Raw genomic sequence first — 25,771 nt, forward strand, 5'->3', positions numbered from 1 at the left:
TTATCTAATCATTGTGAATCGTTCCCAGTGTTTACTCTCATCTGCCGATAGATTTCTTCAATAAATGCTTTCTTTGTATTAGGGTGGAGGAGGATGTATCCACTCATTTCAAGGTATTCTTGTTCATTAATTTTTTTTTCATACAGTAATTTATCAATATATGGTAAGCGGAAATGGTCGATGGAGATATAAGCGATAAGTTGCTCTAACTTATTTTTCCGCACATAAATCTTTAATCCTTTAATCTCAGGAAAGATAAAGGAGGCAAAATCAGGTTCCGTTACAATATTCTCCATACTTGCCTCCGCTAGCAAAGGTGTGCGGTTAGGCAATGGAACAAAATACGTAATTTCTTCGAAGGAAAAATGGACGTCCTTCAAATTGGCGTGAAATTTTTTTAACTTCCTTTCTGTTTTCCACCTCAATATTCCATACATGAAAGGCCTACTAGAGAATAGTATTCCGATGGCGAGAAGGAACAAGATAACCGCAGTACTAATCATAAAATTAATCATTCTCCATCAACCCCTTCTTCATGGGCGAAGACTCGATCTTTTCCAAATTCTTTCGCTTTATATAATGCTTTATCTGCTCGGTCAAGCAAGGAATCTATTGACGAAGGGGTGTCATCCGTTGAGCAAGCTACGCCAATACTTACCGTAATTCTGCCTTTAGGCTGGCTATCAGCCTTCGGGAAGGCATGATTTCTTACGGCTAATCGAATTTCTTCTCCGACATCCATGGCAGAAGGTAACGTTTTTTTCGGTAACAAAATGACAAATTCTTCGCCACCAAAACGGCATACAAAATCCTCGGCTCCTACCACTTTTTTTAGGATGCTACTTAACTGGATTAACACTTCATTTCCCAACAAATGCCCGTGGGTATCGTTATATACCTTGAAACTATCCAAGTCTAGCACAAGGACGGATAAGGTTTCGTGATTGGATTTAGCAGACTCATAAAGGTGAGGGAGCATCCGGTCCATGAACCGTTTATTATGAAGACCTGTCAAACCATCGGTAATGGCCATGTTTTCTGTTTTCTCGTAAAGGGTTGCGTTTTCTATGGCCATTGCTGTTTGGGTTGCTAGTGGAACAATGTTATCTACGTCTTCATAGTGTATTGGTTTTTGATTAACGATGTTATCTATCATTAATATTCCAATCGTTTTACCTCGACTCAATAAAGGAATCATCGCAAGTTGACGAACTTTGAAAGTTTCTCTTAGTCTCAAAATGATAGCATCTTCACTTCCGTTGTTTTCTTCAACAATAAACGCTTCCTTCCTTTTTACAATCTGCTGTAATAAAGGACTCTCTATACTGACGTTAAAGGAGAAGGAACGAATCTTTTGATTGAGTTTATGGTCGTTAATGATTGCTTTTTCTTGTAACTGGATAAAGTCTTTTAAGGTGAACTTATTAATGACCACATCTTCCCAGATAGTATGCCCCTGTTCCACTGTTAACGGACCGATGCCTAGTTTTCCGGTAAACGTGCCATCTTGGTTCTGTAAAAATAGCATAGCACGGTTAAAGCCTAGCCCATATCCTGCTGTAATGGATGTAAGAAAGATATGAAGTAATTTCTCGATATTTAGTGTGCTTTGTAGCGCAAGGGAAACCTCACGAAGTACGTGGAGGTTCTTAGATTGCAAATAAAATTGCTTCTGCCAATCATAGAATCGATTTCTACTCTTAGCAAGGTAGCGAAAAATACTAGCTACTACTATTGAAAAGAGGAGATAACTAGCGATAATAATCGCTTCCAATCCATCTAGAAGAATGCCGTAAAAATAGAAAAGAATGATCGACAATCCGGTGGCAATAAACGCTCCTAGAAAGGAATAGCTAACGGAAGATGCAAGTAGTATCAATAAGGCCATCCATAGCAAATGGAATTCACCGTAAATGTAACCGTTCACAAGTGTAAAAAGTATCGTGCTAAAAATTAAAATTCCTCGGTTCACATGCTTTGAAAAGTGGAACCGGATTAAATTTAATAGACATAATAGAAACAAATTGATAAGGCTGAGGATTATAACCAGTTGCACCACCCCCTATTAAAAAACATCAGATTCTCTACGATGGAAATCAACATCTATAAGACATATTTCCTAGTTCTATCTTATCATAGAAAGGGAGTGAGGGATGGTTCTGATGCCTCCAAGTAGTAAAAGTTGTTGTGACCAGAGTTTGTTTTAGTTTGTCTACGGACATTCTCCGATAAATGAACCGAGGCTCTTTTTCATGGTTATATACTATACGTTTAACACCGATGCTGGTTCGAAAGAAGTTCCCTGCTTCCCAGTACTAGGACTGAGAGTCAGGAATTATTAGTTTGGAACATTATTTCATTACTTTTTTATTATGAGAACCGTTTCCCGTTTGCCATACTCGGAAACAGCGTAGCTTATAAAGTAACTTACAAAAAGTTTATCATTTGTTTTTATATTCATATGCAGGACTAAAGACTTTGTCTTTGTTCTGTTCGATAAATAATCTATAAGCTTCAACTTCGTTCATTTTATCCTCTGGAATATCTACAATCGCACCGTTTGTAAAGTCCATTAATTTAACAACTCTATACGTTCCTCTTCGATACCAGTACATATAACCTAAATTGATATTTTTGTAACAGTCTGGGCAAAGCTGGTTGCCAGCAATTGGTTTTAAATTGACTTTTCTTCCTGTTCTTCTACAAATATTACATGTTCCAAGTTCCATATGATCACCCTCAATTTACTAATATAAAAATAAGAACACACGTTCTTTTATATTGTAAACGGAACTTACTTAAATTAATACATTGATTTCAAAATTATTATTTAATTGAATACTTAAGTACTACCACTTGGGGAAAAATCGTGGGGAGGTCTTATAGCTAAAAAAACGCCATTCAATAATAATGTGGGAGTGCTCACTATTACGAGTGGTGTTATTGGTGTAGTTTTGAGCGGACTTCTTGATGGTTATTGTGTAGAGCGATATATGAAACGAGAGGGTTTGCAGCGGCATGAGTCATTCATTTTTTTTGCAAGATGTTGTGATTTTCTCTAGGATATTTCTGCTGTTTGGTTATGCAGGTATTTCGGGTAGGGGTGCTTCTTGTGGTGATATTCGCCATGAGATGCGCCTATTTGATTTCTTTAAACAAAGATACAAATTCTTGAACCATTATTCACAACAATGAATAATTAAAGCAATAATTCCAAAAACTTATAGTATTAACCAATTACAGGAGTTGAGGTATTATGGATCGAAATCAATATATAGATCAAATATTCCAAAAGCAAGAGGAGTTAAGTACGACAATCCATTCTTATTGGAGTCAATACTCCCATATGGGTACGTGGCAATTTTGGATGGTTACCTCACTATTAATTACTCCTCTAATTGTTCTTGTCTTTGCTGTAGATAGAAAAAGGATTTTTGAAGTGTTATTTTTTGGATTCGTGGTGCATGTGTTATGGACGTATTCAGCACTGGCCTTATCCAATCTCGGTTATTTTGCTTATAACTATTATTCAACACCAATACTTCCCACTAGTTTAAATATGACTGCATCTGTACTCCCAGTGAGTTTTTTATTATTGTACCAATACTGCACCAATCATCAGAAAAATTTCTTTCTTTATTTATTAGTCTTATCTGCTTTCTTTGCATTCGGCTTTGCAAGTATAGAAATAAGGATGGAATTCCTTGAATTAAGAGATGGACTGAGACAATTGCATCTTTTTATGAGTGATATTGTTATCGGAGTTCTAGCCTATTTCCTAACTCAACTCCTTAGCAGATATAGAATAGAATAATTTGGTTCATCCTCTCGAAAACTTCACTAAAAGAGAGTCCTTTTGTTCACCTAACAAACGAGAGGGCTCTCCTGTTATTTTATATGAACTACAAAAGTTTAACATTTTATTGGACTATTTATTGGTGTATGAAAAAGGTGTTAGATAATGTAGAAGAGGGGTGGTAAGGATGAGAATTGAAATTAGTTCTAGTGGAATACGAATGACGAATGTTCCTGACAAAGAAGGACTTAGCGATGAAAGGGTGTATTATGTTTATGAATGGTATATTAAAGAAGATGGTAGAGTTTTTTATATAGGTAAAGGAAAAAACAATCGTTATAAGCAAGATAAGAACAGCTTTTTTATGGATGTGAAACAGGCATTTGATTGTGATGTGCGTTTTGTCGAAAAGGGATTAACAGAGTATGAAGCATTGGTTTTAGAAGAAGAGTTATTCGCTAGACGTGAATCGGATGGTCATGTTCTAACAAACATCAACACTCCTAATACATCTGGTGTGTTTGGAACACCAGTTGACTATGAGTATATGACCACTCCACAAGTTGAAGTCACAAGGATAGATCAGGAATACTTTGGGATTGAGCAAAAGAAATTTGATAAGATTTCAATAGATGCATTACTAAAAACCTATATTTACAAGATGACATGCTATGGACTTGGTAACTTATATTTTAAAAATGAAGAAAAAGAGTTTATTCAACAGCAAATATGCGAAAAACGAATTAATGAATTGTCACAAGAGGTTAAAGATTTTATTGAAAGTAGAGGTGGAAGGTTGTACAGAAGCAAAGCTAAATCAATCAAAAGTATTATCATATACGGTGGACTTCTCCATGACTCCTATCAACAATACAAGGATGAAGGGTTAGAAGTTTATCACTTAATTGATGTATTAAAGTATATAAGAGAACATTAATAAAGTATTCACACGTTATTAGGTTAATAGCAACTTATAATTGTTGTGCCTGCCCCCCACAGTGCGTTAAAACTATAACGATTTGGGGGCAGGCACCTTTTTATTGTAACTGAGTCATCAACCAATCTTCTCCAAAAAGGCCCCTAATTTCATGCGGAAATAGTTAAAACTCCTCATAAACCGCAGGGTCTTGATTATGAATCCTTCCATCTGGCTTTGTTAACGCGGAGATACTGTTCATTTCCGATGGAGAAAGGGAAAAGTCAAAGATCGAGATGTTTTCCAGTTGTCTTTCGGGAGTAGCGGACTTCGGAATAGAAATAGCCCCTAGTTGATAATGCCATCGTAAGATTACTTGGGAAACGGTTTTGTTATGAGAACTCCCGATCTGCAGAAGTTCGTTATGTTGTAACACGTCGTTTCCTCGTACTAATGGGCTCCAAGATTGGGTTGCCACTTGATGTTGTTCATGCCATTCTCTTTGGGATGCTTGATTAAAATAGGGATGCAACTCTATTTGATTGATGCTTGGCTTCACACTTGTTTCGTGAACAAGGCGCTCTATATGTTGAGGTAAGAAATTACAAACACCGATGGAGTGGATAAGTCCTTGTTTTTTCGCATCAATAAGTGCTTGCCAAGCCTCTACATATAGATCCTGATTAGGGTTGGGCCAGTGGATGAGGTAGAGATCATAATAATCTAGGTTCGCCCGGTACAAAGATTCTTCGATGGTGCTGATAGCAAGATTATAGTTGTGATAACGGCCAGGTAATTTGGAAGTGATGATCAATTCGTCTCTTGTTACAGAGCAACGTCGAACAGCTTCTCCCACTGTTCCTTCGTTTTCGTAGTTATAAGCAGAATCTAATAGACGATACCCCACAGAATCAATTGCGTGTTGTATCGCACTAACCCCTTGATTTCCCTTCAGTGCGTATGTACCTAAACCAATTACCGGCAATGTCAAACCATCGTGAAGTGTTCTTTCTGGAACGGATATGCTCATAGGTAACTCCCCTTTCGGTAATAAATTGAGACTATCATAAGTCGGGAGGAAGTGCTATCTACTAGCTGCCTGAACACAAGTCCCCAAATGCTTACTGTGCTGGGAACAGCAGCTTATTTTAGGAATTAAATAAAAAAGAAGATGTATATTTACTACTATATTTTTACCTTACTACTAAGGCTATGTCCTGTTATTTTTAAGAAATAATCGTGACAGGTGAAAGATTAAGGGCGAGTTAGGTAGGATTCATTATGAATATTAATGACAATAAAATAATGGTGGAGGAGAAATGTGGAAAAACTTTATATGACATTATGTATAAACTATGTGTTTAGAAAAGTTTAGATAATGGGGTTACTACTAAAGAATTCGGAGTGACACATAAGACTTTCACATAATTTGAATAGTCATTTTCTCTATTAACTCTAGCTTGTAAAAAATGTGCAATTTACACCGGACAACCATACAGACTCGCATAGAATAATTGAATAGTATAAAGAGAATTAACAAAACTAGTAAAGGGAGTGAGCCAAATATGGCTAATAATGATTTTAATTCTTTATTGCAGAGTCTAATAGAATTGAATGTATCAAGAATCAAACAACAACAACAGCGGCAAGAACAACAACAAACACAATCACTTACGGATCTTGATAATATATCTAATGTAGGAAATCCTGTTGTTAATGTAAATCTGTCTTCGATATTAGATAAAAAAGATAGAAAGGGTAAACCTGGCAACGGTAAAGTAGAGCCCAAAATATTATCAACAGGAGTTTTAAACACAGCTGTTGACCAAACGGCAGCTCACATGGAAGTAGTTAACCTTAGCTCAGATACTAAAACTCTTAGATTTCAGATCATTGACTGGAACAACACTGCAGTTCCTACTGTATTAAGTGACCAGACTGTAACCGTTCCACCAAATACACTTAGAATCTTTACTACTAATGTAGCTCCCTTCCATTATGAATTAAGAGTTGATCATCCAGGTGACCCTGATTTAATTATTAATCACTTCGCTATTAATGCAGGAACGTTTACAATACCAGGTTTAACTTTCCTTCAAGACGACTTAAAGGAAATTACAAGTCCTCTAATTTAGTAGACTTTTATACTAGTAAAGGAGTAGCGTAATCGTTATATCTCAACTAATCTCTTTTATTATAGGATATTAAACTACGGTGAAATGCTTGATAAAAAAACTAGAGTATATTATTAACTATCAAGATTACTAGATAGGTGATAACTGGAATAGGTTTAAATACTTTTGAATAGCTAAGCTTTTCCCCCTCCCTGACGAATGCGGGAGGGGTTTAGTTTTCTAGAGATTGAAAAATAGAAGCATCAGTGAAAATTCTAGGTTTAGGTGCCTAGCACCACTCGAAAAGATGATGATTACTTAGTAATAGAGCTAGAGTTAGATAATCAAGTTGTTGGAGTAATCAGGAAAAACTATGAATGAGGGGCTCAAAAAGGATAAAGAATCTTTTGAACGCCCTCTTTTTATTCTTCCTATTACTGTGTTGGGTCTTTTTAACACGGATAATAAAGCTTTTATGGACCAAGTGGGAATACCGTTTCCTACATCTTATCCGGTGCTTTTATTCCGAGAAGTCGTAAGCCTTCTTTTAAAACGAAGGTAACAGTTTTCACCAAAGCTAATCTGCTTTCCTGTTGCTCGTCTGGAGATAGGATTTTTACGTTAGTGTAGTATTTGTTGAAGTCTTGGCTTAGACCGATTAGATATTTCGCAATGTGCGATGGTTCAGTTTGAGTGAAGCTTTTTTTCACGACATTGGGGAACTCCATCAGTGATTTGATCACCGGCCAGCTATATTGGTCATCTAATCCGCTGATTTTCAACGAGCTAACATCAACACTCGCTTTTCTAAGGATGGAACATCCTCTTGCGTGTGTATATTGGACGTATGGTCCTGTCGTTCCCTCGAAACGTAGCATCTCTTCTAGCGAGAATTCTACATTGTTTTGTCTTTCGTTTTTCAGGTCGTGGAAAATAATCGCTCCTACTCCTACCATCTTTGCAACTTCTTCTTTCTTTTCGAGGTCAGGGTTTTTCATATCAATATTACTTTGCGCTAGCTCCATTGCTTCCTTTATCACTTCTTCTAGTAAAACAACTTTTCCTTTTCTTGTGGACATCTTTTTCCCATCTTTTAAGATGAAGCCAAAAGGAATATGAACCAGTCCTTTTGCCCATTCGTAGCCCATTTTTTCAAGAACCAGAAAAACCTGTTTGAAGTGCAAGCTCTGCTCGTGTCCAACGATGTACAAAGTTTTCTCAAAGTTATATTGATTATGTCGATAGATTGCGGCGGTCAGATCTCTTGTTGCATAGAGGGTAGCGCCATCCGATTTTTGTATTAAACAAGGAGGTACATCAAATTCCTTTAAATCAACCACATTTGCACCATCTGATTGGGTGAGCAATTCAAGTTTTTGTATGGTGTCCATTGTCTCCCCCATTTTGTCGTTATAAAATGCTTCGCCCTGAAAGGAATCAAAGTGTACATCTAACAACTCGTATATTTTCGAGAACTCCTTGAGTGATTCGTCTCGAAACCATTTCCAAAGGTCATAAGCTTCTTTATCACCATCTTCTAGTTTTTTAAACCAGAGCCTTGCATCATCCTCTAAAATGGGATGGGTTTCAGCTTCTACATGGAATTTCACATAAAGATCTAATAATTCCTTGATAGTATTCTGTCTAACACTATCCTCGTTCCCCCAACGTTTATAGGCCACGATTAGCTTGCCAAATTGAGTGCCCCAATCGCCAAGATGGTTGATTCTAAGGGCTTTATATCCACACTTTTCCACAATATTGGCTAGGGAATTCCCTATGACAGTGGACCTAAGATGCCCCATTGAAAAAGGTTTGGCAATATTCGGTGAGGAAAAGTCTACCACGATATTTTGGCCATTCCCCATATCAAGTGAGCCATAGCTCTCCCCAGCTTGAAGGATGGACTTTATAAATTTTTTACTAACGTATTTTTTGTTGAGAAAGCAATTCACATAAGGTCCATCGGCTACTACCTTTTCAAAAAGTGGATGATCTAGCTTTTCTGCTAAATCGGATGCTATACTGTTTGGCGATTTTTTTAACGTCTTAGCAAGGACAAAACAAGGGAAAGCCAGATCTCCTTGTTCCTCATATTTCGGTTTTTCGATGAATTGTAGCACTTCATTCCAATCTAGTTTTCCATCTAAATGAAAAGCAATTTCTTTCGCGTAATCCTTCGTGAGTTCCATTTCTTCCACTTACCTTTCTTTTTTTTTTGAAAACAAAAAAATCCCGTCTCTAAGCTAGAGACGAGATTACCCGCGGTACCACTCTTATTGTTCAAAAAATAAACCTTCTTGAAAATTGATAACGGGCATTACCCGACTATTCCCTACTATGATTTCAGGATGTTTCTCCAAAGTGCGCTTCATTATGTGTTGTCTATTAGGCTTTCACCATCCCTAACTCGCTTCAGACAATTATCATAACTACTCTCTTTTTCGCAGAATTTGATTTTATATTATTGGAATTATAAATAAGTTTGATGGAAAAAGCAAGAAGATATTTTCTCATTATGGTGTCCTGAAAGATGAGATACTTCTGTTTACTTCTAACCTTAAGGTGCCACCAGTACGTTAAAACTTTAATGCATTACCGGACTTTTTGAACATCCTCTTTTAATACTTTTTTAATATCTTTATAATTTGTTTTTATGTAATGGAGGTCATACTAAGAGTAGAAATAACGAGGGGGTACGGTGTTATGGAGAAACGGACGCCAAAGAGAAGTGAGAAGAACCTTGTTTTACAAATAAGGGATCTAAAAAAAACGATTGGTAGGACGACAATTATTCACGGAATTTCCTTGGACTTGTATGCTGGGGAGGTGTTTGGGTTTCTTGGGCCGAATGGAGCGGGGAAAACGACGACGATTCGAATGATGGTTGGTCTCATGAGTATCACGGAAGGCGAAGTGATCATCAATGGGCATTCTGTGAGAAAGAATTTTGAGAAGGCAATTGCTAATATTGGTGGAATTATTGAGAATCCTGAAATGTACAAGTTTATGTCTGGGTATGATAACTTGATTCATTATGCGCGCATGGTTCCGGTGATTCCAAAAGGACGGATAGATGAAATTGTTCAATTAGTTGGTTTGAAAGATAGAATTCATGAAAAGGTGAAGACGTATTCGCTTGGAATGCGACAACGGTTGGGATTGGCCCAAGCGCTGCTTCACTCGCCAACATTATTGATCCTGGATGAACCGACGAATGGGCTGGATCCTGCTGGAATTCGGGAGATTCGGATGTATCTTCGAAAGATTGCTGCGGAAGAAAACATTGCTGTATTTGTTTCTAGTCATCTTTTGTCCGAAATGCAGTTGATGTGTGATCGAATTGGCATTATTCATCATGGGAAGCTTGTTAGTGTGGACAAGGTGAATAATCTTGTGGATAAAAATCAGCAGATGTTGGTCGAGTTTAAGGTAGCGCCGTTAGAAAAAGCACTCCTATTTTTCAGAGAAAACTATCCAAACGTACAGGCAACGATAAAAGGTCATAGTCTAGTGATTACGACAAAGGAAGAGAAGATTACACAATATACGAAGTTGTTTGTAAATCATGATTTCACGATCACAGGGATTAGTGGGGAACAAAAGACACTGGAAGATAAATTTCTGGAGATCACAGGAGGGGAACTGCATGTATCAAATGATTCGGCTCATTCAGAATGAGAATATGAAAATATATAAACGGGTAGGAACGTGGATTATGATAGGGGTGATTATTCTCATTGTTCTTATCGGGGGGATGGTTTCGAAGTTTCTATTAAGTCAGGATACGTCAGACAACTGGCAGCAACAGCTTCAACTAGAGAATGCTCAGCTTGCAGAGCAAATCAGTGAATTTGAGAATATGCCAATGGTAGGGAGTAATGCTACGAGACCTCTGCGAGAGCAAGTTGTCATCAACGAGTATCGTCTGGAGAATAATATTCCCCCTGTGGAGTCGGAGACTGTTTGGGGATTTATGATTTCTTCTCCTGACTTTACTGCCATCGCGTCTGTTTTTGTAATTGTTATAGCGGCAGGAATCGTTGCAACAGAGTTTTCCACAGGTACGATCAAGCTTTTGCTCATTCGACCAGTAAAACGTTATAAAATCTTGCTTTCCAAGTATATTGCCACATTCCTCTTCGCCCTTCTGATGTTAGTGACGATTCTTGTTTCTTCGTTTGTGGTAGGAGGGTTGTTATTTGGTTTCTCTGGGATGGACTTTCCTTATCTCGTTTATCAAGGAGGAGAAGTGATGGAGCGTAACATGTTGCTTCACATTTTTACTTTGTATGGGTTTAATAGTGCGGATATGATTATGATGGTGACCTTTGCCTTTATGATTTCCACCGTTTTCCGAAGCAGCTCTTTGGCGATTGGTTTATCTCTGTTTCTTCTATTTACGGGACAGCAGCTCGTGATGTTATTAAGTCAATATGACTGGGTGAAATATATTCTTTTTGCCAACACGAACTTGAATCAATATATTAGTGGAGTGCCCATAGTGGAAGGGATGACAATGGCGTTTTCCCTTACCGTTCTCCTCGTTTACTTTGTTTGCTTCCACGCAATTTCATGGGTTATCTTCCACAAACGAGACGTAACAGCCTAAATGATTCATAAAGAAGCCTAGTTATGCTAGGTCTTCTTTGTTTTTCCTGAGGCATACTAGAAGGAGAGATTAAGTTCGTGATAAATAAGGTGGAGATCTTAAGGAGGAAGTGGGGAAAAAAATGAGGAATAATACGATTCTCATCATAGAAGATGAAAAGGAAATAGGGGAGCTAGTCAGAGATTATTTGCTTGTTCATGGGTATGAAGTTGTTCTAGCTCAAGATGGGGAAGAGGGATTGCAGGAGTTTACTAATAGGCAGCCGGCCTTGGTGGTATTAGATGTGATGCTTCCGAAAAAGTCAGGAATTGATGTGTGCCGGGAAATCAGGGGAGTGTCTCATGTTCCCATTATTATGATGAGTGCGAAGAAGAGTGAAACAGATAAAATTATTGGACTTGGGATTGGTGCGGATGATTATATTGCAAAGCCATTTAGTCCTGGTGAGTTGGTAGCTCGTATGAAAGCGCAGCTGAGAAGATTTCATGATTTTTCTGTGTCGAAGTCAGTGGAAACAGAAGATATGATAACGGAGGAGAATTTAAAGATCGATGCAAAGGGCTACAATGTCACTGTGTCTGGGAGAAAGGTGGAGCTGTCGGCAAAGGAATTTCAATTACTTTATTTTATGGCGAAAAATAAAGGACAGGTGTTTTCCAAGGAGCAGTTGTTTGATCGGATTTGGGGTTATGATAGCTATGGAGATATGAATGCGGTGACTGTGTATATAAGAAAGATACGAGAGAAGATTGAAGAGACTCCTTCTCAACCGAAGTTCATAGTTACGGTTTGGGGAGTTGGATATAAATTTGTTGGGAGTTCGTTGTAATGAAGCTGCGACCTAGATTAATACTTGCGTTTCTGTCTATTATTATTCTGCCGATTGTATCGTTTTTTGGAGTGCTGTCCTTTTTTTCCTATCAACTAGAGGAACTGGAGGGTGAACATAATGAGAGAATTGATCGGGCGCTTTCTGAGATTTCGGTAGCGGTGTTGCGTCATTATGATGTGTTGGAGAAGGGGGATGAGGAGCAGTTTTACCTCGAAATGAAGTTGCTCTTAGAGCCTTATCACTTGGAGCTGATTATCTCCTCGCTGGATGATGAAGTCTTATTTCAATCGACGGATTATGTAGAGGGGGAGGAACGTGATCAAAGTTTGTTTACGATGCGACGTTCTCAGGTGCAGACGCTCGGCGGGGAGGTTCTCAATCTGGAAATCAAGTCGGATTCTTTGGATTTATCCTCTGAACTTACCTATAATAAGATCCTTTCTGTCATTGTGATTAGTATTAGTAGTGGGCTTCTTGTGCTCCTTATCTTAATTGTTGGTTGGACGATCTACATTTCGAAAACAATCTTACATCCTCTGAAGGAAATGTACACGGCAACAGAAGAAATGAGGGAAGGAAACTTGAATTATGAGATTCCCTATCGGCGGAAAGATGAGATAGGGAGATTTATTGAAGGTTTTGATACGATGAGAGAGCATTTGAAGCAATCCTTTGCGAAGCAGCGGCTTTATGAAAACAATCGAAAGGAATTAATCGCGACGATTTCGCACGATTTGAGAACGCCACTTCAGTCTATCAAGGGGTATGTGGAAGGGTTGAATGATGGTATTGTGCAAAATGAAGAGATGAAACAGCGGTATTTGAATGTGATCTTGTCCAAAACAGAGCAACTAAATCGGTTAATTGATGATCTGTTTGAGTTTTCAAAAATGGAATTGGACCAGCTTGTGATGGAGAAGCAGCTTGTGAGCAGTCAGGACTATTTCACGAATATATTGCGAGATTCAGAGGTGGATGTGAAACAAAAGCAGGGAGAGTTACTCGTGACAAGGCCGATTCCAGATGTCGTCCTTCACATTGACCAGAAACGAATGGAACAGGTAATGACCAACCTATTGGATAATGCAGTTCGATATGGTGCTACGGAAGTGGAGGTCTCCTTTGTTCCTTATGATGGGGAGAGGGTCTTGGAAATTCATATGAGAGATAATGGGGATGGTATCGCAGAGGAAGATCTTCCGAATGTGTTTGAACGTTTTTACCGGGTAGAAAAATCCAGGTCGCTTGAGCACGGTGGAACAGGACTTGGCCTCGCCATCGCCCGATCCATCATAGAAGCACACGAAGGAGAGATCTGGGTAGAAAGCACAGTGGGGAAAGGAAGTACGTTTGTGATAAAGCTACCGGTGGTTTAGGTGTCTAGGCCCCACTGGAAATATGTCGAGATCATTCAGACAAAATTTGAGTAGTGACAGCGCACTATGAAATGAAAAAACCCTACAGAGAAACTCTTGGTTTCTCTGTAGGGTTGATTTTACAATTAATTAGTAAGCTCCGTATCCACCAGTGCCAACTACTGTAGCACCAATAATTACTAGTAGGATGAAGATTACTAGGATAAACGCGAAGCCACCTGCAAATCCACCGTGTGCGTGTGTCATATAAATACACCTCCAAAGGAAATTTCAAGGATTAGTTATCCTTTTCTTCAATATCATATTATGTAATAAAGAAGTTGATTGTGTTTCTGTCTAGAAAAACTAATCTTCTCTGTTCTTTCCACACAAAGAGGCTGATTACTTACACATTTTTTCAAGAAGGGAATATTCCATCGGCTCGCTGCAACGGGGAAGCAGTGGGGACGGTTCTTGCTGCTTCCTTCTTGAAATAGTTTAGGTGCATGTCGCTATCCGAAGTAGGTGAAAATCATACCGATAATTAGTGGTGGTAATGGGCTATATTACAATTGAAATTAAAATATGAAAATAACAGTTGACCTTCACGCATGCGTTAAGGTGTAGAGTGATAGTATCAGGAGGTGAGAAAATGGAATATACCATACAAAAGTTAGCACAGATGGCAGGAGTCAGTACGAGAACACTTCGATATTATGATGAAATAGAGATTCTCAAGCCAGCAAGAATGAACTCGTCAGGATATCGAATATATGGTCAGACGGAAGTGGATAGGTTACAGCAAATCTTATTTTTCAAAGAGTTAGGAGTAAGTCTGGAGGAGATTAAAAAAATCATTACCTCTCCTTCTTATGACGAGACCAAAGTTTTAAAGGAACATCGGGAACAACTTCTTGGAAAAAGGAAGCAGCTCGATGTGCTGATTGACAATATAGGAAGAACAATTGATACCATGGAGGGGATAAGGAAAATGACGGATAAAGAGAAATTTGAAGGTTTTAAGCAGCAACTGATTGATGACAACGAGGTGAAATACGGTAAGGAAATTCGAGAAAAATACGGCGATGAAGTGGTGGATCGGTCGAATGAAAAACTAAAGAAGATGAAAAAAGAAGACCATGATGAGGTGAGCCGTCTTGCCGTGGAAGTTCAGGATACTCTGGAGGAAGCATTTCAATCTGGCGATCCATCAAGTGATATTGCGCAAAAAGTAGCACAACTGCATAAGGTGTGGCTTATGTATTACTGGGATGAGTACAACAAGGATGCCCATGCAGGTCTTGCGCAAATGTATGTAGATGATGAACGGTTTAAGAAATATTATGAGAAGAAGCCCGGGATGACAGAATTTCTAAGAGATGCGATTTTCATTTATACAGGCTTTGCGAAGAATAACTAGGCAAGCAGTGGGGGCGGTTTGAACCGTTCCCACTGCTTCTTATACTGTATCTTTCTGTTCTGTAACAGCATACTGTGCTATTGACTTCTCTTGTGTATTATTTAAAAATATCTCTTTGTTTTTATTAATATATTCTAGGAAAATAGTAATAATTTCTGGATCAAATTGGCTTCCTTTCTTTTCTTCCATTTCAGTAATCACCTTTTCGATATCTCGTGCTTCTCTATACACTCGTTTGGACGTCATCGCATCAAACGCATCGGCAACGGCCATTATTCTTGCTACTAAAGGAATTTCTGATCCATTTAACCCTTTAGGATACCCTTTTCCATCGTATCTTTCGTGATGGTATAAAACCATATCCAAGATTCCGCTTTGCTGAAATGGTTTGATATGTTTTAAAGTACTATAACCAATCTGGGGATGCTGTTTAATAATAGAAAATTCCTCATCTGTTAGTCTATCAGGTTTGTTTAGCACTTGCTCGGGAATAACTATTTTGCCAATGTCATGTAATAACCCACCAACATAAATAGCTTCTTGTAAGTTCTTTGTTAACTTCATTTTTTTTGCAATTATTCTTGAATAGTTTGCTACATTTTCTGAATGAGTTGCAGTATAAGGATCGCGTGAATCAAGCAAATTAGCTAGCGTTTTCGTTAATTCAATGGATGAATTATATTTTATGGTGTAATTAGATATCAGTAGAGATATCGCTAATCCTATCATAAAATAGGCAAACCATAAGATGAAAAAAAACATGTCAAATGGAATGCTCAATGGCGATATTAAATAACCGGTTAACGTTATAAGACCGCTTTGAAGAAGTAAAACTAGCTTACTTTGATAAATAACACCAAGTATAATTATAACAACGGTATAAATAATTATTAGATTTCTGCCTTCATTTACATATCTTTCTAGCATGATAAAAAAGACAGCAAAAATAAAAAGCAGATACCTGTACTTTTTAATAAATTTAAGTACTGTATTAAACTCTGATTGTTCATGGTAAATTTCCATAATGTACTCCTAATAGTATTTTTTAGTGAAATTGTACCATAAACGCAAATTTTATAGAATTATAAAGTTGATAGATAGGAGAAAGAGGATGGATTTCTTTAGTTATTTTTGTAGTCTTGGTACTATGTATATTTAAGCATTAACTTGAAAAGAGAAGGAAGCAGTGAGAACCGTCCCCACTGCTTCCCACGTATGGTTAAATTGGTAGATTTCCGTCAATAAATAGAATATGTATTGTAAAAAGGAGGGTGTGGTTGTGAAACGGTTTCTTTTATTAATTCTAATTGTGTTTGTTGGTTATGTTTCAAAGCCGATCTGGGAAGAGCCGGTTCAGGAACTTGATCCTGCGGCTATCATAGATTCGGTTCGTTCTAAGGTGGATCAGGTGAAAGAAGATCCAGCGTTTCATGCAATGATGGATGAGATAGTTCAGAAACTCTCTACTTTACTTGATCCTTCCGACAGTCCAGGGATAGAATCAGATGATACAGAAGAAGAGATCGTAGCACCCGAATTGGCGGAGCCTAGTGAACAATTGTTTTCCATCCATAATATAGAACTTGGGAGTTCAAGAGCGGATGTGGAGCAGATTACTGGCAGAGGTCCGAAGCGAAGCACGGTAAATGAATATGGTGTTAGCTGGGATACGTATCATGAAAACTATGGGAATTTTATCATGGTGGCTTATGATGAAGATGATATTGTTCGTGGTTTATATACAAATCAGGACTTGATTGCCTCTTCTACGAAAGTGAGATTAGGTAGCCCTATGCAGTTGGTTCAGGATCAGCTTGGAACTCCTGAAACGGTGATACGATATAGTACTTTTAACTACCAACTTGCTAGTAATGGTGAGTATGATGTGTTTTATCTCGACAACAGTTATGTCACTATTTTTTATGATCAGCATAAAAACAATACAGTCACCGCAATTAAAGTTATCGATGAAGAATTAGAACGAAACAAAGTGACGTTATATTCGGAAGCAAGTGAGCAACTTCAAGTAGGTTTTGAATATCAGTTATATGATGTTACGAATGCTACGAGAAGGAATCATGGTTTGCCTCTTTTAACCTGGGATGATCATGTGAGAGAAACGGCTCGGAAGCATAGCTTGGACATGGCAGAAAACCAATTTTTCAGTCACAATAATTTACAAGGGCAATCTCCTTTTGAACGAATGAAGGAAGACAATATTGAGTTTATGACCGCGGCGGAAAACTTGGCTTACGGTCAGATTAGCAGTATCTTTGCTCACGAAGGATTAATGAATTCCTTAGGACACAGAGAAAATATACTAAACAAGGACCTTCTCTATTTAGGGGTAGGCGTAGCCTTTAATACGGAGTCACAACCCTACTATACGAAGAAGTATTTCACCCCAAGAAGGTAGGCCGGTGTGTACGGTGCGAAGCCACTGAAAAAGTAAAAACACTTTTTCAGTGGCTTTCTTATTGCTTCAAGCTTTTCTCCTTATACACATATGCTCATGAAAATTGTAGAGAACAAGGTTCTGTATTCTATCTCCATTTAGGTTGGAATACTGTGTTATAAACGATAGATCGGAGGGTTCATATGATTTATTCGGTTATTAATTATAAAGGTGGGGTGGGAAAAACGACAGTTACAGCGAATGTTGCTGCCGAAATGGCTAATCAAGGAAAGAAGGTATTGCTCAATGATCTTGATCCGCAAACGAATCTTACTTTTTCATTTATGAAAGTGGATGAGTGGAAACAGGGTTTTCAAAATCGAACAATTAAGAAGTGGTTTGATGCTTTCATTGATAATGATCAGGAATTACATTTGCAGGACTTGGTGATTCGACCTTTTCGTGTAAATAAGAGGTTAAGAAGCAGTGGGGACGGTTCTTTCTGCTTCCTTTTTCAAAAAGGAAGCAAAGAGAACCGTCCCCGTTGCTTCCTTTTTAATGCAACTAGTTGCGTAAATGGGGTGTAATTGGTTGGAAGATACTTCGGAAGGAACATGGAAATAAGATATAATGTAAAATATCGAGAAAAAGGAAGTTGGTTAACATAATTCGACGTTTTCTTTTAAAAAAAGACCGAATTCTCTTCATTTTTCGTTTGATATATTTAGAGATTCATAGTAAATTAATAAAGAGAAAACGTTTGCGCAATTTGTTAGAAATGATATCGATTTCTGACTTTTTTATTACATGTTTGTGCAATCGTTTTCATAGATCAAAAGGAGGAGATTAGGAATATGCTAAGAAGAAAGCATCAAAGAAGAATGTCTATCTTTTTAACACTTCTTATGTTTTTCAGCATTTTCACTAGTGCGGTTCCAGCTTTTGCTGCTGACACTAGTGAAGGGGTACGGAGTCCAGTTGTAGACAACGCTGGTAATGTAACCTTTCATGCTGAACACGATGGAGACAACCTCTATGTAGTGGGGAGTATGAACGAATGGGATATTGATAATGCTATCCCGATGGAAAAACAAAATGGATTTTTTACAACAACAGTAAACTTAACACCAGAACGGTATGAATACAAATTTACATTAGCCCAAAACTGGGATGAAGGGGATTTCGTGGATCCTTTAAATCCTAATGTAAGTGGTGGGAATTCAGTACTATATGTACCTGGAGTAAAGGTAGACCAAATCCCAGGTTCTGTAAAGCAAGGTAGTGAAACAACGCTAACAGGAGACTTTATTAACGAAGGTGGTACGACATCTGCCGTAACTCCAGAGTGGTCGTTAGTAACAGAAACTCCAGGTGTGGCGTTGGTGGACAATGTCTTGACTGTTGCGAGTGACGCAGAAGTTGGAAAAACCTTCATTATTCAAGCTCAGCACGAGGGATATGTTTCTGAGCGAGAAGTATCTATTGTTAGCGGACTAAATGAATATATTATTAATTATTACCGTCATGATGGTAACGCGATGGATTGGGACATGTGGATTTTTGGTTCAGGTCTCAATGGAGCGGCGTATGACTTTACTACTGTAGATGGTGAGTTTGCTCAAGGTACTTATGAGTTTGAACAAGATCAAATTGATGTGATTACAAGGCTAGGAAACTGGGAGTCACAAGAGTCGGATAGAAGAATTCGGATGCCTGAAGGGGAAAACCAAGTTGAAGTTTGGTTCATTCAAGGGGACGACACAGTTTACTATGATAAGCCTCAAGTTGGTGACGATCCTTATTATCCGCCAACGGTCCGCTTTGTTTATGATAGAGAAAACAAAGATTATGAGGACTGGAACATTTGGGTATGGAATACCGGTGCACGAAACGACCAAATCGATTTTGATGAAATTGGTGAAGTTGCGATTGCAAACATTGAAGTTGGCGCAAGTACTCGCAGTATGGGATTCAAGCTGCGAAAAGGTACGGAGTGGGATCAAGTTGATGTTGACGAAGATCGCACTATTGCGATTAGCCCAACGGAAAAACTTACAAAAGTATCTGTGACAGAAGGAGAGTACGAGTTCCGTACGGTTCCATTTGCTTCAGGTCCATCTATTGACCAAGGGAGCGTTTCGTTCTTCTATCGTGATGCAGAACTGTATCGTGAAGATGCGATGGATACACTTGATTCCGTTCAAGTTAAACTTGATGGACAAGTTCACGACATGATTTTTGAAGAAAACAAGGAGCGCTTTACTCTAACGCTTAACAACCTAGAAGAAGGTACTTACGAATACACATTCTTAGTAACGAAAGATGGTCAGATAACAGAAATCAATGACCCTTATAATACAAATGAGGATGGAGTATCGATTGTAAGTCTATCTTCCCTCGATATGGATATCAGTGCGGAGGTAACCCCAAGCTCGATTAACTATAATCAGAATGCTGTGTTATCACTAGATGTAACAGATTTCAACGGAGAAAATATGGATCCTGAGACTATTCGTGAAATCTTCGTGGACCTATCTGTATTAGGTGGAAAAGAGCGTACGAAGATTGATCCAGAATTGAATGCGCTAACAATAGCAGTGCGAGAAGATATTTCAACTGGTACGAAAGAGTTGCCAATTACAGTTGTAGATATTTACGGTGGGCAGCATGAAGGGGCGGCTGAGATTCATATTGAGCCACGTGTCATTGATGGAGATGGTGACTTTGATTGGGATGAAGCTCGTATTTACTTCATGCTAACAGACCGTTTTGCTGATGGAGATGAGTCCAACAACGTTCACTATGGTTATGATCCTACTAGTCCTGGTTCTTACCAAGGTGGAGACTTCAAGGGTATCACGCAGAACCTTGATTATCTTGATGACCTAGGAATCAACACTATTTGGATTACGCCAATTGTGGAAAACGTGTATCACAATGTTGAATTTAATGCAGATCAACTTCCATACTATGCATACCATGGTTATTGGGCACTTAACTTTGAAGAGTTAAATCCTCATCTCGGAACGCTAGAGGACTTCCATGAGCTGATTGATGCAGCGAGTGACCGTGATATGAAAATCATGGTGGACGTGGTACTAAACCACACAGGTTATGGCTTAAAGCTTGAGGATGGAAACATAGAAAATCACCCAGAAGGTTTCCCGACCGACGATGACCGTGAAAAATTTGCGGATATGCTTCGTCAAGATGGCGGTGATGGCAGTGAAACAAGAGGTGAATTAGCTGGACTTCCTGATTTCATTACAGAGGACGAGGCAGTTCGAGAGCAAATTGTTGACTGGCAAGTAGGTTGGTTACAAAAGGCAACAACTCCTAATGGAAATACGATTGACTATTTCCGAGTAGATACAGTGAAACACGTAGAAGACACAACGTGGATGCACTTTAAAAATGAGTTAACGCTAGAGAAACCTGAATTTAAAATGATTGGTGAAGCTTGGGGAGCTGGAGCGAACAATCAATATGCAAGACATTATTTAGATGCTGGGATGATGGATTCCTTACTTGACTTCGATTTTAAATATATTGCTCGTGACCTCGTTAATGGGCAAATCGAGTCTGTAAATAGGAGAATCCAAGAAAGAAACGATAGTCTTACAAATACAGCGACATTAGGACATTTCTTAGGAAGTCATGATGAAGAAGGGTTCCTGCACTTAATAAATGACCCAGAGAACACGAGTAAGTTGAAGGTGGCAGCAGCGCTTCAAATAACATCGAAAGGTCAACCGGTTATTTATTACGGAGAAGAACTAGGGTTATCTGGTGAAGATAACTGGCCGTATTATGACAATCGTTATGTATTCCCTTGGTATGAAGTGGAAGGAAACGATTTGCACGCACATTACCAAACGCTTCTCAACATCCGTTCTGATTATTCACATATCTTCTCTAAAGGAACGCATGAACTTCTTGCGGGGAACAACGCTGCAGGTCATATGATTTTTAAGAGAAGTTTTGATGGAAAGTCTGCTGTAGTGGGTATTAATACGAAAAACGAAGCAGAAGAAGTAACATTTACAGTGCCATTTTCAGCGGGTTCCACTGTGGAAGATGTGTATAATGGAACGTTCTATACTGTTGGAAACGATAAAAAGGTTACAGTAACGCTGCCTGCAAAAGAAGACGGTGCGACATTCATCTTAGTTTCCAGTGAAGAAGATGACCGAGATGAGATTACGGTACCGCCAGTTCCTGAAAACACTTTACGTATTCATTACCAAAGAGATGATAACGACTTTACAAACTTAGGCTTATGGTTGTGGGAAGATGTCGTATCCCCATCTGAAAACTGGCCTTCTGGCGGTACGCCGTTTGTAGATAATAAACGTACAGATTATGGAGCGTACTTGGATATTCCAATCAATAGCGATGCTCGAAAAGTAGGTTTTATAGTACTAGACACATCGAATGGGGATAAAGACGGCGAGGACAAAGTGATTGAGTTATTCTCACCGCAAATAAATGAAGTGTGGATACAACAAGGTTCTGATGAAGTTCATCTCGTGGAACCAATTGATTTACCAGAGAACACTATCCGTATTCATTATGATAGAGCAGAGCAAGACTATGATGGTTGGGGTGCTTGGATTTGGGGAGATGTGATTTCTCCTTCTGATGATTGGCCAGTCGGTGCGCAAGATGCTGCCGGTATTGGAAAATATGGAGCTTACTTTGACATCGAGTTAATTGAGAGTGCGGAGGAAATTGGATTCTTATTTGTTCATAAGAACAGTGATGCTCAAACGACTGATTATCACTTCTCTTTACTAGAATATAACCAAATTTTTATAACTCATGGTGATGACCAGGTATACACAAACCCTTATGGTTCTATACCGACAGTCCTTCTTTCTGGAGAAGTACTTTCTGATTCTAAAATACAACTGCGTTTTTCAAAGACAGATGGATTGACGGAAGAAGAGGTATTAGAAGGAATTGTAGTCATTGATAGAAATGGCAACGAAGTTATGGTAGAAAACGTAACGATTATAGATGAGAGACTAGTTGAATTGAACGGAACATTTGATTTAGAAGCTATGCCATTCTCTGTAACTTATGGAGAAAATACAATTTCTGCAACTGGTGGTTGGAGAATGATGGATGAAATGTTTGCTTATGAGGGTGAATTAGGTGCTAAGTTGCATGCTGATGGCACAGCAACGTTAAAACTATGGTCACCAAAAGCGGATGATGTTTCGGTAGTTCTTTATGATAAAGACGACCAAAACAAAGTTGTAGGGACTATTGATATGACGCTAGGGGATCGTGGTGTATGGCAAGTAACACTAGATAAAGATAATACTAGTTTGGATAGCTTCCGAGGCTATTTTTACCACTATAGCATTACACATGAAGATGAAACAAAGCTAGCGCTTGATCCGTATGCAAAGTCAATGGCGACATGGGCTGACCCTGATAGAAGTGGTGGTGAATACCCGATTGGGAAAGCGGCTATCGTAGACCCTTCTACTATTGGACCAGAGCTCGATTTCGCTAACATTCCTGGCTTTGAAAAACGTGAAGATGCGATTATCTATGAAGTTCACGTTAGAGACTTTACATCTGATTATGAAATTGCAGATGAGCTAGAAGCAGAGTGGGGCACTTTCGCTGCATTCATTGAAAGACTGGATTATATTCAAGACCTAGGTGTAACGCATATTCAGTTATTACCTATTATGAGCTACTTCTTTGCAGACGAGTTCAACAAGAGTGAAAGGTTATTAGAGTGGTCTTCTACTCAAAATAACTATAACTGGGGTTATGACCCGCACAGTTACTTCTCGATTACAGGTATGTATTCTGAAAATCCAGATGACCCTGAATGGAGAATTGAAGAGTTCAAGAAGTTAATTGATGAGATTCACAGCCGTGAGATGGGAGTGATCTTAGATGTTGTTTACAACCATACGGCTAGAGTTGGGATTTTTGAAGATTTAGTACCGAATTACTATCACTTCATGGATGCTGATGGTACACCGAGAACAAGCTTTGGTGGAGGTCGCTTAGGTACAACGCATGAAATGGCAAGAAGGATTCTTGTTGATTCTATTATGTACTGGGTACAAGAGTTTAAAGTAGATGGATTCCGTTTCGACATGATGGGTGATCATGATGCGGAAAGTATTCAAATTGCATATGACAAAGCAAAAGCAGTTAACCCGAATGTCGTGATGATTGGGGAAGGTTGGAGAACGTTCGTTGGTGATGAAGGAGATCCGGTTCAAGCTGCTGACCAAGACTGGATGCAATATACAGAAAGTGTTGGAGTGTTCTCTGATGAGTTCCGAAATGAATTGAAGTCCGGTTTCGGTAGTGAGGGGCAACCCCGCTTCTTAACGAATGGTGCAAGAAATATCCAACAAATTTTTGATAACATAAGGGCTCAGCCTCACAACTTCACGGCAACACACCCTGGAGATGTTGTACCTTACATTGAAGCGCACGATAACTTGACGTTATATGATGTTATTGCACAATCTATTATGAAAGACCCTGAAATACCAGAAAATGATTACGAGATTCATCAGCGAATTCGATTAGGGAATACAATGGTATTGACGTCTCAAGGTACTGCGTTTATCCACGCCGGTCAAGAGTTTGGTCGTACGAAACAGTTCAGAGCGGAAACGGACGAAGCTCCATACAAGTCAACATACATGACCGATGAGGATGGTAACCCGTTCACGTATCCTTACTTTATCCATGATTCGTACGATTCAACGGACATTATTAACAGATTTGATTGGAATAAAGCTACAAATGAAGAACTTTACCCAGTAAACAACCTTACAAGAGAATATACTACTGGTTTAATTCAACTGCGTCGTTCTTCGGATGCCTTCCGTTTAGGAACGATGGAAGAGGTATTTGAGAAAGTTACATTCATTGATGCCCCTGAAATCAATGAGTGGGATCTTATCATTGGATACAAAGTGGTATCATCCGATGGATCTGAAGAGTATTATGTATTCGTTAATGCAGATAACACTGAGCGCACGCTAACGTTAATGGATATCGACCTTACAGAAGGGAAAGTCATTGTAGATGCTAATGAAGCGGGGACTACAGAAGTAACCAACCCGACAGGATTTGAATTAACTGCAGATAATATAACGCTAGATCCATTAACAGCTGTTATTGTTAAGGTGGCAGACGAAACGGAAGAACCTGGCGAACCGGCACCTGGTGATGGAGATACTGAAGATCAAAATCCTGGAGACGGTGACAAAGACAAGGATAAAGACAAAGATAAAGAGAAAGAGAAAGAGAAGGATAAAGACAAGGATAAAGATAAAGATAAAGGTAAGGACAAGGATAAAGACAAAGATGAGAAGACTGGTGGATCTCCGAAAAAACCTGATATTGTTAACGCGACACCGATAGTTGATGGCAACAAAGTAACGGTTCCTTCTGAAGTGGTTAACGAAGTAGCGAAAAATGGTGTATTACAAATTACTTTAAGTAAACCTGAGGAAGAAGTTCAGTTAACGCTCCGTTCAGAACAAATTAATCACCTTAGAGAAGTGGGGGGAACAATCAGAATTACAAGAGATGATCTTGTCATAAACATTCCTGCATCAATTTTTGATGGGAACGAGGAAGTTATCTTTACCATTAAAAAGCTAGCAGATATGGAGAAAGCGATAAGCTCTGTCTATTCCTTTCACTTACAGCAAGGTGGAAAGACAATTAGTGAATTTACCGATGGTATTGAACTTAGCTTTGAAGTTGACCAAAAACGTATGAAGAATCCAAACAACGCGAAAGTCTTTTACTGGAATGAAAAAGAAAACATGTGGGAGTTAATTGGTGGGAGCTTTAAAGGTGGCGTAGTAACTGCTACCGTTTATCACTTTAGTACTTATGCTGTATTCGAACTCTCTGAGGGAGAGTTGAATGAAAACGATGAAGAGGTAACGTCTGTGGTTGAGACGGGTAACGTTCTTCCTGACACAGCGACATCCATTTATAATTGGTTGTTTGCGGGTATTGCATTGTTGTTATCAGGGATTTCTGTATATATCCTTCAACGAAGAAGAGTTGTTCGAAGAAGCTAAAAAATCTATTTGTGCTAGTTATGTTATTAAAAGGCCGATGCCCTTTTTAAAAAGGGCGTTGGTCTTTTTTGGATAAAGTATAAAGTTTTGATGTAGTAGGGGTTTTAACCTGGGTACAGTGTATGTACTGGTTTTGTATGATTTATAGCCCATTCACCAAAAGTTTAGCAATATAAATATGTACTTTTGGTAAAAAATGTTATATTCTATCTTTGTATTCATTCCAAGTTAAGGGGGTGATCTA

Annotated in this window: 18 protein-coding genes and 1 other annotated feature; of the genes, 11 read left to right on the forward strand and 7 right to left on the reverse strand. The window is 38.6% G+C overall.

What is annotated here, in order from left to right:
- Positions 1–8: 8 nt before the first annotated feature.
- The 3 genes from ACERII_RS16930 to ACERII_RS16940 form a co-directional block, all read right to left on the reverse strand.
- Complete coding sequence (locus ACERII_RS16930) at positions 9–515, reverse strand: hypothetical protein (protein WP_373643914.1); 507 nt, start codon at positions 513–515, stop codon at positions 9–11.
- On the reverse strand, positions 512–1,879 hold the full coding sequence (locus tag ACERII_RS16935; protein ID WP_373643916.1) for a GGDEF domain-containing protein: 1,368 nt from the start codon (positions 1,877–1,879) through the stop codon (positions 512–514). Before ACERII_RS16935 ends, ACERII_RS16930 begins: the two co-directional genes overlap by 4 nt.
- 562 nt (positions 1,880–2,441) lie before the next feature.
- The gene (locus ACERII_RS16940) at positions 2,442–2,729 is read right to left on the reverse strand and encodes an immunoglobulin domain-containing protein (RefSeq protein ID WP_373643917.1); all 288 of its coding nucleotides are present in this window, start codon (positions 2,727–2,729) and stop codon (positions 2,442–2,444) included.
- Positions 2,730–3,256: 527 nt separating this feature from the next.
- Here ACERII_RS16940 and ACERII_RS16945 point away from each other — a divergent pair.
- The gene (locus tag ACERII_RS16945; protein WP_373643919.1) at positions 3,257–3,814 is read left to right on the forward strand and encodes a CBO0543 family protein; all 558 of its coding nucleotides are present in this window, start codon (positions 3,257–3,259) and stop codon (positions 3,812–3,814) included.
- A gap of 169 nt (positions 3,815–3,983) precedes the next feature.
- Positions 3,984–4,733: a hypothetical protein gene (locus tag ACERII_RS16950; protein WP_373643920.1), complete on the forward strand. Its 750-nt coding sequence runs from the start codon at positions 3,984–3,986 to the stop codon at positions 4,731–4,733.
- 163 nt (positions 4,734–4,896) lie between these two features.
- Here ACERII_RS16950 and ACERII_RS16955 read toward each other — a convergent pair whose 3' ends face one another.
- The gene (locus ACERII_RS16955; RefSeq protein WP_373643921.1) at positions 4,897–5,742 is read right to left on the reverse strand and encodes an aldo/keto reductase; all 846 of its coding nucleotides are present in this window, start codon (positions 5,740–5,742) and stop codon (positions 4,897–4,899) included.
- A 535-nt stretch (positions 5,743–6,277) separates the two neighbouring features.
- Between ACERII_RS16955 and ACERII_RS16960 the strand changes: the two genes are divergently transcribed.
- Positions 6,278–6,847 (forward strand): hypothetical protein, encoded by a 570-nt coding sequence (locus tag ACERII_RS16960; protein ID WP_373643923.1) that lies wholly within the window; start codon positions 6,278–6,280, stop codon positions 6,845–6,847.
- Between the two features lie 479 nt (positions 6,848–7,326).
- Here ACERII_RS16960 and argS read toward each other — a convergent pair whose 3' ends face one another.
- Entirely contained in the window at positions 7,327–9,018 is a 1,692-nt protein-coding gene (gene argS / locus ACERII_RS16965; protein ID WP_373643924.1) for an arginine--tRNA ligase, read from the reverse strand.
- Between the two features lie 53 nt (positions 9,019–9,071).
- Positions 9,072–9,283: a binding site (T-box leader), on the reverse strand.
- Positions 9,284–9,532: 249 nt separating this feature from the next.
- On the opposite strand from argS, the gene ACERII_RS16970 reads away from it, so the two are divergent.
- The 4 genes from ACERII_RS16970 to ACERII_RS16985 all read left to right on the forward strand — a co-directional run bounded on the left by ACERII_RS16970 (position 9,533) and on the right by ACERII_RS16985 (position 13,646).
- Complete coding sequence (locus tag ACERII_RS16970; RefSeq protein WP_373643925.1) at positions 9,533–10,507, forward strand: ABC transporter ATP-binding protein; 975 nt, start codon at positions 9,533–9,535, stop codon at positions 10,505–10,507.
- Entirely contained in the window at positions 10,476–11,438 is a 963-nt protein-coding gene (locus ACERII_RS16975) for an ABC transporter permease (protein WP_373643926.1), read from the forward strand. The genes ACERII_RS16970 and ACERII_RS16975 overlap by 32 nt, the downstream gene beginning before the upstream one ends.
- A 121-nt stretch (positions 11,439–11,559) precedes the next feature.
- Positions 11,560–12,267 (forward strand): response regulator transcription factor, encoded by a 708-nt coding sequence (locus ACERII_RS16980; RefSeq protein ID WP_373643927.1) that lies wholly within the window; start codon positions 11,560–11,562, stop codon positions 12,265–12,267.
- Positions 12,267–13,646 (forward strand): sensor histidine kinase, encoded by a 1,380-nt coding sequence (locus ACERII_RS16985; protein WP_373643928.1) that lies wholly within the window; start codon positions 12,267–12,269, stop codon positions 13,644–13,646. The genes ACERII_RS16980 and ACERII_RS16985 overlap by 1 nt, the downstream gene beginning before the upstream one ends.
- Before the next feature lie 129 nt (positions 13,647–13,775).
- Here ACERII_RS16985 and ACERII_RS16990 read toward each other — a convergent pair whose 3' ends face one another.
- A complete protein-coding gene (locus ACERII_RS16990; RefSeq protein WP_373643930.1) occupies positions 13,776–13,892 on the reverse strand; it encodes a YjcZ family sporulation protein in 117 nt (38 codons plus the stop codon).
- Positions 13,893–14,277: 385 nt separating this feature from the next.
- On the opposite strand from ACERII_RS16990, the gene ACERII_RS16995 reads away from it, so the two are divergent.
- Complete coding sequence (locus tag ACERII_RS16995) at positions 14,278–15,045, forward strand: MerR family transcriptional regulator (RefSeq protein WP_373643931.1); 768 nt, start codon at positions 14,278–14,280, stop codon at positions 15,043–15,045.
- Positions 15,046–15,084: 39 nt separating this feature from the next.
- On the opposite strand, the gene ACERII_RS17000 is transcribed toward ACERII_RS16995, so the two are convergent.
- Positions 15,085–16,068, reverse strand: a complete 984-nt coding sequence (locus tag ACERII_RS17000) for an HD-GYP domain-containing protein (RefSeq protein ID WP_373643932.1) — start codon at positions 16,066–16,068, stop codon at positions 15,085–15,087.
- Between the two features lie 256 nt (positions 16,069–16,324).
- Between ACERII_RS17000 and ACERII_RS17005 the strand changes: the two genes are divergently transcribed.
- From ACERII_RS17005 to ACERII_RS17015, 3 genes are all read left to right on the forward strand, one after another.
- Positions 16,325–17,461 carry a CAP domain-containing protein gene (locus ACERII_RS17005; protein WP_373643933.1) on the forward strand — a complete coding sequence of 379 codons (1,137 nt, stop codon included), beginning with the start codon at positions 16,325–16,327 and terminating at the stop codon, positions 17,459–17,461.
- Positions 17,462–17,643: 182 nt separating this feature from the next.
- Positions 17,644–18,027, forward strand: a complete 384-nt coding sequence (locus ACERII_RS17010; protein WP_483867432.1) for a ParA family protein — start codon at positions 17,644–17,646, stop codon at positions 18,025–18,027.
- Between the two features lie 267 nt (positions 18,028–18,294).
- Entirely contained in the window at positions 18,295–25,527 is a 7,233-nt protein-coding gene (locus ACERII_RS17015) for a pullulanase (RefSeq protein WP_373643934.1), read from the forward strand.
- The last annotated feature ends 244 nt before the right edge of the window (positions 25,528–25,771 follow it).

The sequence above is a fragment of the Evansella sp. AB-rgal1 genome (genome assembly GCF_041820985.1).
Lineage (GTDB): Bacteria > Bacillota > Bacilli > Bacillales > Salisediminibacteriaceae > Evansella.